This is a genomic window from Janthinobacterium sp. SUN206 (genome assembly GCF_030587305.1).
Classification (GTDB): domain Bacteria; phylum Pseudomonadota; class Gammaproteobacteria; order Burkholderiales; family Burkholderiaceae_D; genus Janthinobacterium; species Janthinobacterium kumbetense.
In genome coordinates this window covers 569536-582374 of the sequence record NZ_JAPWIB010000001.1, presented here as the reverse complement: position 1 = coordinate 582374, position 12839 = coordinate 569536, and the positions used below count along the sequence as shown (strand labels likewise).

The 12839-nt window shown below is 70.6% G+C and carries 9 protein-coding genes; all 9 read left to right on the top strand.

Annotation, left to right across the window (positions count from 1 at the left end; genetic code table 11):
• Positions 1-2: 2 nt before the first annotated feature.
• The 9 genes from wecB to O3300_RS02370 are packed head-to-tail and all read left to right on the top strand — an operon-like array spanning position 3 to position 12838.
• Entirely contained in the window at positions 3-1163 is a 1161-nt protein-coding gene (gene wecB / locus O3300_RS02410) for a non-hydrolyzing UDP-N-acetylglucosamine 2-epimerase (RefSeq protein ID WP_305051892.1), read from the top strand.
• The gene (locus O3300_RS02405; RefSeq protein ID WP_305051891.1) at positions 1160-2011 is read left to right on the top strand and encodes an XrtA system polysaccharide deacetylase; all 852 of its coding nucleotides are present in this window, start codon (positions 1160-1162) and stop codon (positions 2009-2011) included. Before wecB ends, O3300_RS02405 begins: the two co-directional genes overlap by 4 nt.
• Positions 2011-3090, top strand: coding sequence for a FemAB family XrtA/PEP-CTERM system-associated protein (locus O3300_RS02400; protein WP_305053123.1), 1080 nt, complete (start codon positions 2011-2013; stop codon positions 3088-3090). Before O3300_RS02405 ends, O3300_RS02400 begins: the two co-directional genes overlap by 1 nt.
• A gap of 15 nt (positions 3091-3105) precedes the next feature.
• A complete protein-coding gene (locus O3300_RS02395) occupies positions 3106-4407 on the top strand; it encodes a TIGR03087 family PEP-CTERM/XrtA system glycosyltransferase (RefSeq protein WP_305051890.1) in 1302 nt (433 codons plus the stop codon).
• A complete protein-coding gene (gene xrtA / locus O3300_RS02390; protein ID WP_305051889.1) occupies positions 4404-6014 on the top strand; it encodes an exosortase A in 1611 nt (536 codons plus the stop codon). Before O3300_RS02395 ends, xrtA begins: the two co-directional genes overlap by 4 nt.
• Entirely contained in the window at positions 6004-7206 is a 1203-nt protein-coding gene (locus O3300_RS02385) for a TIGR03088 family PEP-CTERM/XrtA system glycosyltransferase (RefSeq protein ID WP_305051888.1), read from the top strand. The genes xrtA and O3300_RS02385 overlap by 11 nt, the downstream gene beginning before the upstream one ends.
• Positions 7207-7216: 10 nt before the next feature.
• Positions 7217-9169 carry an XrtA/PEP-CTERM system amidotransferase gene (locus O3300_RS02380; RefSeq protein ID WP_305051887.1) on the top strand — a complete coding sequence of 651 codons (1953 nt, stop codon included), beginning with the start codon at positions 7217-7219 and terminating at the stop codon, positions 9167-9169.
• A 4-nt stretch (positions 9170-9173) separates the two neighbouring features.
• Positions 9174-10403: a TIGR04063 family PEP-CTERM/XrtA system glycosyltransferase gene (locus O3300_RS02375; protein ID WP_305051886.1), complete on the top strand. Its 1230-nt coding sequence runs from the start codon at positions 9174-9176 to the stop codon at positions 10401-10403.
• Entirely contained in the window at positions 10400-12838 is a 2439-nt protein-coding gene (locus O3300_RS02370) for a glycosyltransferase (protein ID WP_305051885.1), read from the top strand. Before O3300_RS02375 ends, O3300_RS02370 begins: the two co-directional genes overlap by 4 nt.
• Position 12839: the final 1 nt, after the last annotated feature.

The following is a 12839-nucleotide window of genomic DNA, read 5'->3' as shown; positions in this document are numbered from 1 at the left end:
CAATGTCCGACCCTTCGCTGTCATCCGCCGCGCCGGCGCACCTGCTGTGCGTGGTGGCCGCGCGCCCCAACCTGATGAAGATGGCGCCCATCCTGGCCGCCCTGGCGCGCCATGCTCCCGCCGTGCGCGTGACCTTGCTGCATACGGGCCAGCATTACGACACGGCCATGAACGAACAGCTGTTCATCGACCTGGACATGCGCCCGCCCGACATCGCCCTCGACGTCGGCTCCGGCAACCACGCGCAGCAGACGGCCGAGATCATGCGCCGCTTCGACGCCGTGCTCGACGTCCATCCGCCGCTGGCGCCCGACGCTGTGCTGGTCGTCGGCGACGTCAATTCCACGCTGGCGTGCGCGCTGGTGGCGGCCAAGCGCGGCACGCCCGTGATCCACGTCGAGGCGGGCTTGCGCAGCGGCGACCGGCGCATGCCCGAGGAAATCAACCGCGTGCTGACGGATCAATTATCAAGCCTGCTGCTGACCAGCGAGGAAGGCGCGCGCGCCAACCTGCTGCGCGAAGGCATCGCCGCCGAACGCATCCACTTCACGGGCAACGTCATGATCGACAGCCTGCGGCAGCAGCTGCCGCGCGCCATGCCGCCCGCCATCACCCTGCGCGCCCACGGCCACGCCTGCCCGCCCGCGTATGGCCTGTTGACCCTGCACCGGCCGTCGAACGTGGATGACCCGGCGCAACTCGAAGCGCTGCTGCAGGCGCTGGGACAGCTGTCCCGCCGGCTGCCGCTGCTGTTTCCCATCCACCCGCGCACCCTGGCCGGCCTGCGCCTGGCGGGCCTGGAAGGGCAGCTGGCGCGGCATGCCATCGTCAGCCTGCCGCCGCTGGGCTACCTGGAAATGCTGGGCCTGATGCAAGAGGCGCGCCTGGTGCTGACGGATTCGGGCGGCGTGCAGGAAGAAAGCACGGCCCTGGGCGTGCCCTGCCTGACCCTGCGCGACACGACGGAGCGCCCCGTCACCGTCAGCGACGGCACGAATACCCTGGCCGGCACGCAGCCGGCCGCCATGCTGTCGCTGGCGCGGGGCATCCTGGACACGGGCGGCAAGCGCGGTCGCCTTCCGCCCCTGTGGGACGGCCACGCGGCCGAGCGCATCGCCGCCGTCGTCGCGCCCTGGCTGGCGGCGCGCCGGGGCACGCCATGACGCCGCCGGCGATGCTGCGCAATGCGCTGACCATCGACGTGGAAGACTATTTCCAGGTGTCCGCCTTCGCGCCGCACATCGCGCGCGCCGACTGGCCCCGCCTGGAATGCCGGGTCGAGGCGAATATCGAGCGCATCCTGCTGCTGCTCGATGCGCGGCGCATCCACGCCACCTTTTTTACCCTGGGCTGGATCGCCGAGCGCTATCCGGCCATGCTGCGCCGCGTGGCGGACGCCGGACACGAAGTGGCCAGCCATGGCTATGCGCACCAGCGCGCCTGCGACCAGTCGACCGCGCAATTCGCCGACGACGTGCGCCACAGCAAGACCATCCTCGAGCAGATAACGGGGCTGGCCGTGCACGGCTACCGGGCGCCCAGCTTTTCCATCGGCGCGGCCAACCTGTGGGCCTTCGACGTGCTGCAGGAAGCGGGCTACCGCTACAGTTCCAGCATCTACCCGATCCGCCACGACCACTATGGCATGCCGGACTCGCCCCGCTTCGCCTGGCGCCCGCGGGGACCGCTGGGTGTGCTGGAATTGCCCGTCAGCACCGTGCGCCTGCGCGGACGCAACGTGCCGGCCGGCGGCGGCGGTTATTTCAGGCTGATGCCGTATGCACTGTCGCGCTGGCTTTTGCGACGCATCAATTCGCGCGACGGGCAAGCTGGCATATTCTATTTTCATCCTTGGGAACTCGATCCCGGCCAGCCGCGCCCGGCGGGCCTCGACGCCAGGACGCGCTTTCGCCACTACCTGAACCTGGGTCGCATGGAAGCGCGGCTGGCGCGCCTGACGGGCGATTTCTCCTGGGACCGCATGGACCGTATTTTTCTGGAAAGCACATGATGCACGAGGCCAGCCTTCCTCCCGACCCGCTACATGGCAGCGCCGCTATCGCCGTGCGCTCGCTGCAGGGGCACGAACATGCGCGCTGGGACGCCTTTGTCGACACGTGTCCGGAAGCGACCTTCTTTCACCGCGCCGGCTGGCACACCATCATGCAGCAGGGTTTCCGGCACGACAGCCATTTCCTGTACGCGGAACAGCACGGGCGCATCGCCGGCGTGCTGCCGCTGGCCCATGTGCGCAGCCGCTTGTTCGGTTCGTCCCTCGTGTCGCTGCCCTTTTGCGTGTACGGCGGCATCGCCGGCGGCGGCGCGGCCGTGCGCCAGGCCCTCGACGGCGCGGCGCTGGCGCTGGCCCGGCGCCTCGGCGTGGGCCACCTGGAATACCGCTGGCGCGAGGTGGAACAACAGCCGGACGCGGCCTGGCTGCACAAGCCCCTGTACGCCACCTTCCGCCGCGCCTTGTTCCCCGAGGCGGAACAGAATCTGCTGGCGATCCCCCGCAAGCAGCGCGCCGTCGTGCGCAAGGCCATGGCGGGCGGCCTGCACAGCGCCATCGACTACGACCTCGAGCGTTTCTACCCGCTCTACGCATCCAGCGTGCACCGGCTGGGCACGCCCGTCTTCGCGCGCCGCCACTTTGCCCTGCTGCGCACGGTGTTTGGCGGCGATTGCGAGATCCTCACCGTGTATCACGGCCAGCAGGCGCAAGCGAGCGTGCTGCTGTTCTATTTCCGCGACGAAGTGCTGCCGTACTATGGCGGCGGCAGCGTGCTGGCGCGCCGCACGGGCGCCAACGATTTCATGTACTGGGAAGCGATGCGCCGCGCCAGCGCGCGCGGCTGCCGCCTGTTCGATTTCGGCCGCAGCAAGCTCGGCACCGGGGCATACGATTTCAAGAAGAACTGGGGTTTTGCGCCGCAGCCGCTGCCGTATGCGTGCCGGCTCGTGCGCGCCAAGGCGTTGCCGGAAGTCAATCCCCTGAATCCGAAATACGCGCTGTTCATCCGCGCCTGGCGCCGCCTGCCGCTGCCGCTGGCCAACCTGCTGGGGCCGCACATCGTGCGGCAACTGGGCTAAGCAAGGGAACATACCATGCGCGAACTGCTCTTCCTCGCCCACCGCCTGCCGTATCCACCCAACAAGGGCGACAAGATACGTTCGTGGCACATGCTGCAATACCTGAGCCGGCATTTCCGCGTGCACCTGGGCTGCTTCATCGACGATGACGACGACTGGCGGCACGCCAAAAGCGTGGCCGCCCTGTGCGCCAGCACGCGCTTCATCGGCTTGCAGCGCGGCACGGCCCGCTGGCGCGCCATGCAGGCGCTGCTGTCGCGGCAAGCCATGAGCGTGCACTATTACCGCGATGCGCGGCTGCTGCAATGGGTCGACGGCTTGCTGTCCGGCGGCAAGGTGCGCCATGCGCTGGCCTTTTCCGGGCCCATGGCGCAATACATCGACGGCAGCGCGGGCCGCGCCCTGCACCGCGTCATCGATTTCGTCGACGTCGATTCCGACAAGTGGCGCCAGTACGGCGACAGCAAACCCTGGCCCATGTCGCTGCTGTACCGGCGCGAAGCGCAGCTGCTGCTGCAGTACGAACGCCACATCGCCCAGCAATTCACGGCCGCCAGCTTCGTCTCGCCGGCCGAGGCGGCCCTGTTCCGCCAGTGCGCGCCGATGGCGCGGCGCAAGACGGGATACTTCAACAACGGCGTCGACACGGCGTATTTCACACCCCAGCCGGGCCGGGCCAGCGTGTATCCGGCCGGCGTGCAGGCGCTGGTATTTACGGGCGCCATGGATTACTGGCCGAATATCGACGCCGTGCAATGGTTCGTGCGCCACGTCTGGCCCGCCCTGCGGCGCGAGTTTCCCCGGTTGCAGTTCTATATCGTCGGCAGCGCGCCCGTGCCCGCCGTGACGGCGCTGGCCAGGATTCCTGGCGTGGTGGTGACGGGCAAGGTGCCCGACATCCGCCCCTACCTGGCGGGCGCGGCCCTGGCCGTGGCGCCCCTGCGCATCGCCCGCGGCGTGCAAAACAAGGTGCTGGAAGCGATGGCGATGGGCAAGATCGTGCTGGCCACGCCGCAGGCGCTGGAAGGCATCGCCGCCCAGCCGGGCCTGGAACTGCTGCTGGCGCGCGACGAGGCCGAATTCATCCACCATGCCGCGCGCGTGCTGCGCCATGCCCAGGATGGCGCGGCCGAAGCGGGCGGCGCGGCCATGGGCGCGGCGGCGCGCCAGCTGGTCTTGCAGGATTACGACTGGGAGCGCAATCTGCGCGGCCTGGGCGCCATGCTGGGCATATCGGCCGAGGCCGAGGCCGGGTCGAATACGCCTGCCGGCGGCGCCGCCGCGCCCGTGCTGCCTGTGCGGGAACCGTCCACATGAGCGTGCAACTCGACCCGGTGGCCTGCTTGCCGGATGCGGCCGTCCGGCCGGACGGGCATGGCCAGCGGCATGCCCTGCCGCTCCTGCTGCTGGCCCTGGCCGCCGTCGTGCTGCTGTACCACGCCACCTTCTGGTCGATGCTGGAATTGTGGTCGCGCTCGCAGACCTTCGCGCACGGCTTCTTGATCGTGCCCATCAGTTGCTGGCTGGCCTGGCGCCGGCGCGCGCGCCTGGCCTTGCTGGCGCCCCAGCCGTCGCGGCCGGGCTTGCTGCTGCTGGGCGCGCTGGGCCTGGCCTGGCTGCTGGCCGACGCCGCCAACGTGCCCGTGGTGGAACAATATACGGCCACGGCCATGCTGCCCGCCTGCGTGCTGGCCATCCTCGGCTGGCCAGCCGTGCGCCTGCTGGCCTTTCCCCTCGCGTATCTGTTTCTCGCCGTGCCGTTTGGCGAAGTCTTCCTCGAACCGCTGATCGACTTCACGGCCGCCTTCACCGTCACCGCGCTGCAATGGACGGGCGTACCCGTGTTTCGCGATGGCAGCAATTTTTCTCTGCCCACCGGGAACTGGTCAGTGGTGGAAGCGTGCAGCGGCTTGCGCTACCTGATCGCCGCGCTGGCCCTGGGCGCCCTGTTCGCGCATGTCAACTTCCGCAGCACGCGGCGGCGCCTGGCCGTCATGGCCGCCGCGCTGCTCGTGCCCATCCTCGCCAATGGCGTGCGCGCCTATATGATCGTGATGCTGGGCCACCTGAGCAACATGCGCCTGGCCGTGGGCGTCGACCACCTGATCTACGGCTGGCTGTTCTTCGGCCTGGTGGCGCTGCTGCTGTTCTGGCTGGCCGCGCGCTGGCGCGAACTGCCGCCGGCGCCGACTTTGCCGCCCACTTTGTCACCGACCTTGCCAGCCGCCTTGCCCGCGCGCCCCGGCACCGGCGCGGCCAGCCTGCGCGCCGTCGTGCGCGCCAGCGCCGCCTGCCTGCTGCTGGCGGCCCTGTGGCCCGCCCTGGCGCTGGCCAGCCACCGAGACGACGGCGCCGCGCTGCCCGCCATCGTGCTGGCCTTGCCCGATCCGCCCGCCTGGCGCCGCCTGCACGATGCGGCACCGGGGAGTATCGACTGGCAAGCGCCGTATGCGGGCAAGCCCGCGCTGTTTGCCGCCACGTATGCGCGCCAGGACGGCGACGGCGCGCCGGTGGGACTGCAACTGCGCTGGTATGCGCGCCAGGTGCGCGATGCCGAATTGCTGACGCATCTATCTTCGCCCTACGGCGCGCGCTGGACTGCTCTGGCGCAGCGCGTGCGGCAGGTCGGTTTGCCCGGCGGCGCCCTGGACGTGCGCGAAAGCGTGCTGGCCCACGGCGGCGAGCGCCTGCTGGTGTGGCGCGTCTACCGCCAGGGTGGCGTCGTTACGGCCCGGCCCGTGCTGGTGAAACTGCTGCTGGCGCAAGCCAAGCTGCTGGGCAGGCGCCAGGATGGCGCCGACCTTATCGTCTTTGCCGCCTACGACGAGCTGGCGCCGCCGCCGCGCGCGCACCTGCAAGCCTTCCTGCGGGCGGCGCTGCCCGTCATCGAACAACGCTTGCAGGAGTTGCCGCATGGCCCTTGACACCGAGACGGGCCGCGCGCCGGCGGCCAGCACGGCCCCGCTGATCGTGCACGTGATCCACCAGCTCGACGTGGGCGGGCTGGAAAACGGCCTGGTGAACCTGATCAACCATTTGCCGCCGGAACGCTACCGGCACGCCATCGTCTGCCTGAAGAACGCCACCGCGTTTCGCCAGCGCCTGACCACGCCCGGTGTCGACATCATCAGCCTGGACAAGCGCGAGGGCAAGGACTGGCGCCACTACGTGCACCTGTACCGCGTGCTGAAACAGCTGCGCCCGACGCTGGTGCACACGCGCAACCTGGGCTGCCTCGAAGCGCAACTGCTGGCCTGCCTGGCCGGCGTGCGCCTGCGCGTGCATGGCGAACACGGGCGCGACATGAGCGACTTGCACGGCACCCGCCGCAAATACCGGCTGCTGCGCAAATGCATGCTGCCGCTGGTGCAGCACTTCATCGCCGTCAGCGCCGACCTGGGGCAATGGCTGGTGGACGCCATCGGCGCGGCGCCCGCGCAGGTGTCGCACATCGGCAATGGCGTCGACAGCGTGCAATTCCATCCGCGCCTGGGCCCGCCGGCCGCCGTGGGCCCGCCCGGCTTCCTGTGCAACGGCGCCTTCGTCATCGGCAGCGTGGGCCGCATGGCGGCCGTCAAGGACCACGCCTCGCTGGTGCACGCCTTTTTACTGTTGCTGGCGCAGCCGGGCGCCCGCGCGCGCCTGCGCCTGATGATCGTCGGCGACGGGCCGTGCCGCCAGGCGTGCCTGGACTTGCTGCGCCAGTCCGGCGTGGCGCACCTGGCCTGGCTGCCCGGCGCGCGCGACGACGTGGCGCAGCTGCTGCGCGCCATGGACCTGTTCGTGCTGCCGTCGCTGGCCGAAGGCAGCTCGAACACCATCCTCGAAGCGATGGCGACGGGGCTGCCCATCGTCGCCACGCAGGTGGGCGGCAATGCGGAACTGGTGCAGTCGGGCTGGAGCGGCACCCTGGTTCCGCCCGGATCGCCCGAGATGCTGGCCGACGCCATGCTCGACTATTACAGCATGCCCGAACTGGGGCCGCGCCACGGCGCGCGCGGGCGGCGCCAGGTGCTGGCCGAGCACAGCCTGCCCGCCATGGCCGGCGCCTACCTGGCCGTGTACGACCGCCTGACGGGCGCGCGCCAGCCCTCCCCCCTCTCTACCACTCCCTGAAAGGCCTCCCATGTGCGGCATCAGCGGCATCTTTGATTTGCAGGGCCAGCGCGACATCGACGTGCTGCTGCTGGCGCGCATGAACCACAGCCTGCGCCACCGGGGGCCGGACGAAGGGGGATTGCACCGCGAGCCGGGACTGGGCCTGGCGCACCGGCGCCTGTCCGTGATCGACCTGGCCAGCGGCCAGCAGCCGCTGTTCAACGCCGACCGCAGCATCGCCATCGTCTTCAATGGCGAAATCTATAACTATCGCAGCCTGATGGCGGAACTGCGCCAGTTCGGCCACCCGTTCCGCACCAGCAGCGACACGGAAGTCATCGTCCACGCGTGGGAACAATGGGGAGAGCAATGCGTGCAGCGCCTGCGCGGCATGTTCGCCTTCGCCCTGTGGGACCGCCGGCGCCACCTGCTGTTCCTGGCGCGCGACCGCCTGGGCGTGAAACCCCTGTACTACGGCGAGGCGGACGACGGCACCCTGCTGTTCGGCTCCGAACTCAAGGCCCTGCTCGCGCATCCTGCCATGCCGCGCGCGCTCGACCCGCTGGCCGTGGAAGAGTATTTCGCCTACGGCTACGTGCCCGAGCCGCGCAGCATCTTCCAGCACGCGCGCAAGCTGCCGCCCGGGCATACCCTGTCGATTCGCGCCGGCCAGCCGCTGCCCGCGCCGCAGCCGTACTGGGACGTTCCGTTCACGCCGAACCCGCCCGCCAGCGAAGCGCAGGCGGCCGACGAGCTGCTGGCGCGCCTGCGCGAAGCCGTGCGCATCCGCATGGTGGCCGAAGTGCCGCTGGGCGCCTTCCTGTCCGGCGGCGTCGATTCGAGCGCCGTCGTGGCGCTGATGGCGGGGGCCAGCAGCACGCCCGTCAACACCTGTTCCATCTCGTTCGGCGACCCGGCGTACAACGAAGCGCGCTACGCCGACCTGGTGGCGCGCCGCTACGCCACGGCGCACCACGCGCGCCAGGTCGAGCAGGACGACTTCGAACTGATCGACCTGCTGGCCAATCTGTACGACGAACCGTTCGCCGACAGTTCCGCCATGCCCACCTACCGCGTCTGCCAGCTGGCGCGCCAGCGGGTCACGGTGGCCCTGTCGGGCGACGGCGGCGATGAAAGCCTGGCCGGCTACCGGCGCTACCGCCTGCACACGCGCGAGGAAAAGGTGCGCAAGGCCATGGACCCGCTGCTGCCGGCCGGTTTGCGCCAGTCGCTGTTCGGCACCCTGGGGCGGCTGTACCCGAAGGCCGACTGGGCACCCCGCTTCCTGCGCGCCAAGACCACGTTCGAAGGCCTGGCGCGCGACACGACGGACGCGTATTTTCACGGCGTCAGCCTGCTGGGCGACGCCATGCGCGCGCGCCTGTTCAGTCCCGAGTTGCGGCGCAGCCTGCACGGCTACCGCGCCGTGGAAGTGCTGCGCCGCCACGCGCTGGCCAGTCCCGCGCAAGACCCGCTGTCGCAGGTGCAGTACCTGGACTTGAAGACCTACCTGCCCGGCGACATCCTCACCAAAGTCGACCGGGCCAGCATGGCGCATGCGCTGGAAGTGCGCTCGCCCCTGCTCGACCATGAACTGGTGGCGTGGATGTCCGGCCTGCCGCCGCAATTGAAGCTGCGGCGCGGCGTAGGCAAGTACCTGCTGAAAAAAGCCTTGCGCCCGCTGCTGCCCGACGCCCTGCTGTACCGCCAGAAGATGGGTTTTTCCGTGCCGCTGGCCGACTGGCTGCGCGGCCCGCTGCGCCAGCGCCTGCAACAGCGGCTGCTCGGTCCCACCCTGGCGCAGTGCGGCCTGTTCGACATGGATTACGTGCGCCTGCTGCTGGAACAGCATGCGAGCGGGCGGCGCGACTACAGCGCGCCCCTGTGGGCGCTGCTGATGTTCGAGTCCTTTTTGCGCCAGGTGCTGCCGGCGGGTGCACCCAAGACGCCGGCGCCCGCGCCGGCCATGGCAATGGAGTAGATCCATGCGCATCCTGCACATCCTCGACCACTCGCTGCCCCTGCACAGCGGCTACACCTTCCGCACCCTGGCCATCCTGCGGCAGCAGCGCGCGCTGGGCTGGCACACGATGCAGCTCACCAGTGCCAAGCAGGGGCCGACGGATGGCGCGCAACAGCTGGTCGACGGCTGGCATTTTTACCGCACGGCGCCCGATGCGCGCTGGTGGGCGCGCCTGCCCGTGCTGCGGCAGGTGGCCGTCATCACCGGCCTGGCCGTGCGCCTGCGCCGGCTGGCGCGGCGGCTCAAGCCCGACATCCTGCACGCGCATTCGCCCGCCCTGAACGCCATCGCCGCCCTCAACGCGGGCCGCGCGCTGGGCATCCCCGTCGTGTATGAAGTGCGCGCCTTCTGGGAAGACGCGGCCGCCGACCATGGCAGCAGCCGGCCCGGCGGCCTGCGCTACCGCCTCACGCGGGCGCTGGAAACCTACGCGCTGCGCCGCGCCGACGCCGTCACCACCATCTGCGACGGCTTGCGGCGCGAACTGTGCGCGCGCGGCGTGCCCGCGCATAAAATCACCGTCATCCCGAACGCCGTCGATGCGGCCGCCTTCAGCGCCACCGCCGCCGAAGACCATTGGCTGGCGCACAAGCTGGGCCTGCATGGCCACCTGACGATCGGCTTCATCGGCTCGTTTTACGCCTACGAGGGACTGGCCCTGCTGCTGCGCGCCATGCCGCGCCTGCTGGCGGCGCAGCCGGCATTGCGGCTGCTGCTGGCCGGCGGCGGCCCGCAGGAAGCGGCGCTGCACGCGCTGGCGGCCCAATTGGGCGTCGCCCACGCCGTGGTCTTCGCCGGCAGGGTGCCGCATGCGCAGGTGGCCACGTATTATCAGCTGATCGACATCTGCGTGTATCCGCGCCTGCCGATGCGCCTGACGGAGCTGGTGACGCCCTTGAAACCGCTCGAGGCGATGGCCCAGGGCCGCCTCGTGGTGGCGTCCGACGTGGGCGGCCACCGCGAACTGCTCCAGCATGGCAAGACGGGCGTGCTGTTTCGCGCCGGCGACGCCGACGCGCTGGCGCACGCCATACTGGCCCTGCTGCTGGCGCCCGCCGGCTGGCCGGCGCTGCGGCGCCAGGCGCGCGCCTTCGTCGAGACGGAGCGCAGCTGGGACGCCAGCGTGGGCCGCTACGCGCCCGTGTATGCGCGCGCGGCCGCGGCACGGGTGGCGGCGGGAGCGATGCCATGATCTTCACGGGCCTGCGCATCGCGCTGGTCGGCCCGCTGCCGCCGCCGGCCGGCGGCATGGCGAATCAGACGGCGCAACTGGCGCGCCTGCTGCGCGACGATGGCGCGCAAGTGCAGCTGCTGGCCGTCAACGGCCCCCTGCTGCCAGCCTGGCTGGCGCGCATCCGCTACCTGCGCGCCGCGCTGCGCCTGCCCGTGCACCTGTGGCGCCTGTGGCGCGCCGCCAATACGGTCGACCTGTTCCACATCATGGCCAATTCCGGCTGGTCCTGGCATTTGCAGGCCGCGCCCGCGTTGTGGATCGCCAGCCTGAAAGGCAAGCCGGCCCTGCTCAATTACCGGGGTGGCGAAGCGGCCGCTTTTTTCGCCCGCTCGCCGCGCCTGGTGGCCTTCAGCCTGCGCCGCGCCAGCGCCATCATCGTGCCCTCGGCCTACCTGGCCGGCGTCTTCGAGCGCCATGGCCATACGGCCCACATCGTGCCGAACGTGGTGGACTTGCAGCGCTTTACCCACGCCGCACGTGCCGCGCCGGCATCGGCCGATGGCCCGTGCATCCTCGTGGCGCGCCACCTGGAAAGCCTGTACGACAACGCCAGCGCCGTGCGTGCCTTCGCCCTCGCGCGACGGAGCTATCCCACGGCGCGCCTGGTGCTGGCCGGCGGCGGGCCGCAGCGCGCGGCGCTGGCGCGCCTGGCCAGGTCGCTCGGCGTTCTCGATGCCGTGCGCTTCGCCGGCCCCGTCGACAACGCCGCCATGCCGGCCCTGTACCAGGCCAGCGACATCGTCCTCAATCCCAGCCTGGCCGACAACATGCCCAATTCCGTGCTCGAAGCGCTGGCTTGCGGCGTGCCGGTCGTCAGCACCAACGTGGGCGGCATCCCCGCCCTGCTGCACGATGGCGTGACGGCGCTGCTGGTGCCGCCCGGCGAGCCGGCCGCCATGGCGCAAGCCATCGTGGCGCTGCTGCGCGACCCGCCCCGCGCGCGGGCCATGGCAGACGCGGGCCTGGCGCACGCCGCCACCTTCGGCTGGCCCTGCGTCGCGCCCCGGCTGGCCGCCCATTACCGCCGCATCCGCGCCGCGCCGCGCCCCGGCGCCTACACGCGCTGCGTCGCCCGCTGGCTGTTTCCCCTGCACGAATGGTTGAAGGGGCACCATAGCGCGCGCCTGCTGCGCCGCCTGGAACGCTCGCAGTGGTGGAGCGCGCAGCAGCTGGAAGCGTGGCAGCTGGCGCGCCTGCGCGCGCTGCTGCGCCACGCGGGCGCGCACGTGCCGCATTACCGCGCCCTGTTCGCCCGCAGCGGCTTCGACCCGGAACAGGTGCGGCAGCTGGCCGATCTGGCGCGCCTGCCGCTGCTGCGCAAGCGCGACATCGCGGCTGCGCGCGACAGTTTCAAGTCCGCCCGCGCCGTGGGCTTGCGCCCGTTCGCCACGGGCGGCTCCAGCGGCGAGCCGCTGCAGTTTTTCCTGGGACGGCGCAGGGTCAGCCACGACATCGCCGCCAAGTGGCGCGCCACGCGCTGGTGGGGCGTCGACATCGGCGACCGCGAAGCCGTGTTGTGGGGTTCGCCCATCGAGCTGCATGCGCAAGACCGCGTGCGCCGCCTGCGCGATGCGCTGCTGCGCACCACCCTGCTGCCCGCGTTTGCCATGTCGTCCGACCGCCTCGATGGCTACGTGCGGCAGTTGCGCCGCTGGCGTCCGCGCATGCTGTTCGGCTACCCGTCGGCCCTGTGCCGCATCGCCAGCCACGCCGGCGCGCGCGACCTGCCGCTCGACGGCCTGGGCGTGAAAGTGGCTTTCGTCACGGCCGAACGCCTGTACGACGAGCAGCGCGCGCAGATCGCCGCCGCCTTCGGCTGCCCCGTGGCCAACGGCTACGGCGGGCGCGACGCGGGCTTCATCGCCCACGAATGCCCGGACGGCGGCATGCACATCACGGCCGAAGACGTGATCGTGGAAATCCTTGATGGCCAGGGCCAGCCGCTGCCGCCGGGAGTGACGGGCGAAATCGTCGTCACCCACCTGGCCACGCAAGACTACCCGTTCATCCGCTACGCCACGGGCGACATGGGCGCGCTGGGCACGCAGCCGTGCGCCTGCGGCCGCGGCCTGCCCCTGCTGCAGAAAATCGAAGGGCGCAGCACGGATTTCCTCACCGCCATGGACGGCACCGTCATGCACGGCCTGGCCCTCGTCTACATCGTGCGCGAACTGCCGCAGGTGCGCAGCTTCAAGATCATCCAGGAAACCCTGCTGCGCACGCGCGTGCTGCTGGTCTGCCAGCCGCGCCTGGACGACGCCACCCGCGCCGTCATCGTCACCGGTTTCCAGGCCAGACTGGGCGCGCAAGTGGACGTCGTTATCGAGGAAGTCGACGAAATCGCGGCGGAGGCGTCGGGCAAGTACCGCTATGTGCTCAGCAAAGTCGCCTAGC

What these genes read in the sequence shown, in the direction of transcription:
- xrtA (WP_305051889.1), top strand. Translation starts at nt 4,404, where the DNA reads ATGAGCGTGCAACTCGACCCGGTGGCCTGCTTGCCGGATGCGGCCGTC.
- O3300_RS02380 (WP_305051887.1), top strand. Translation starts at nt 7,217, where the DNA reads ATGTGCGGCATCAGCGGCATCTTTGATTTGCAGGGCCAGCGCGACATC.
- O3300_RS02370 (WP_305051885.1), top strand. Translation starts at nt 10,400, where the DNA reads ATGATCTTCACGGGCCTGCGCATCGCGCTGGTCGGCCCGCTGCCGCCG.
- O3300_RS02400 (WP_305053123.1), top strand. Translation starts at nt 2,011, where the DNA reads ATGCACGAGGCCAGCCTTCCTCCCGACCCGCTACATGGCAGCGCCGCT.
- O3300_RS02385 (WP_305051888.1), top strand. Translation starts at nt 6,004, where the DNA reads ATGGCCCTTGACACCGAGACGGGCCGCGCGCCGGCGGCCAGCACGGCC.
- O3300_RS02405 (WP_305051891.1), top strand. Translation starts at nt 1,160, where the DNA reads ATGACGCCGCCGGCGATGCTGCGCAATGCGCTGACCATCGACGTGGAA.
- O3300_RS02375 (WP_305051886.1), top strand. Translation starts at nt 9,174, where the DNA reads ATGCGCATCCTGCACATCCTCGACCACTCGCTGCCCCTGCACAGCGGC.
- O3300_RS02395 (WP_305051890.1), top strand. Translation starts at nt 3,106, where the DNA reads ATGCGCGAACTGCTCTTCCTCGCCCACCGCCTGCCGTATCCACCCAAC.
- wecB (WP_305051892.1), top strand. Translation starts at nt 3, where the DNA reads ATGTCCGACCCTTCGCTGTCATCCGCCGCGCCGGCGCACCTGCTGTGC.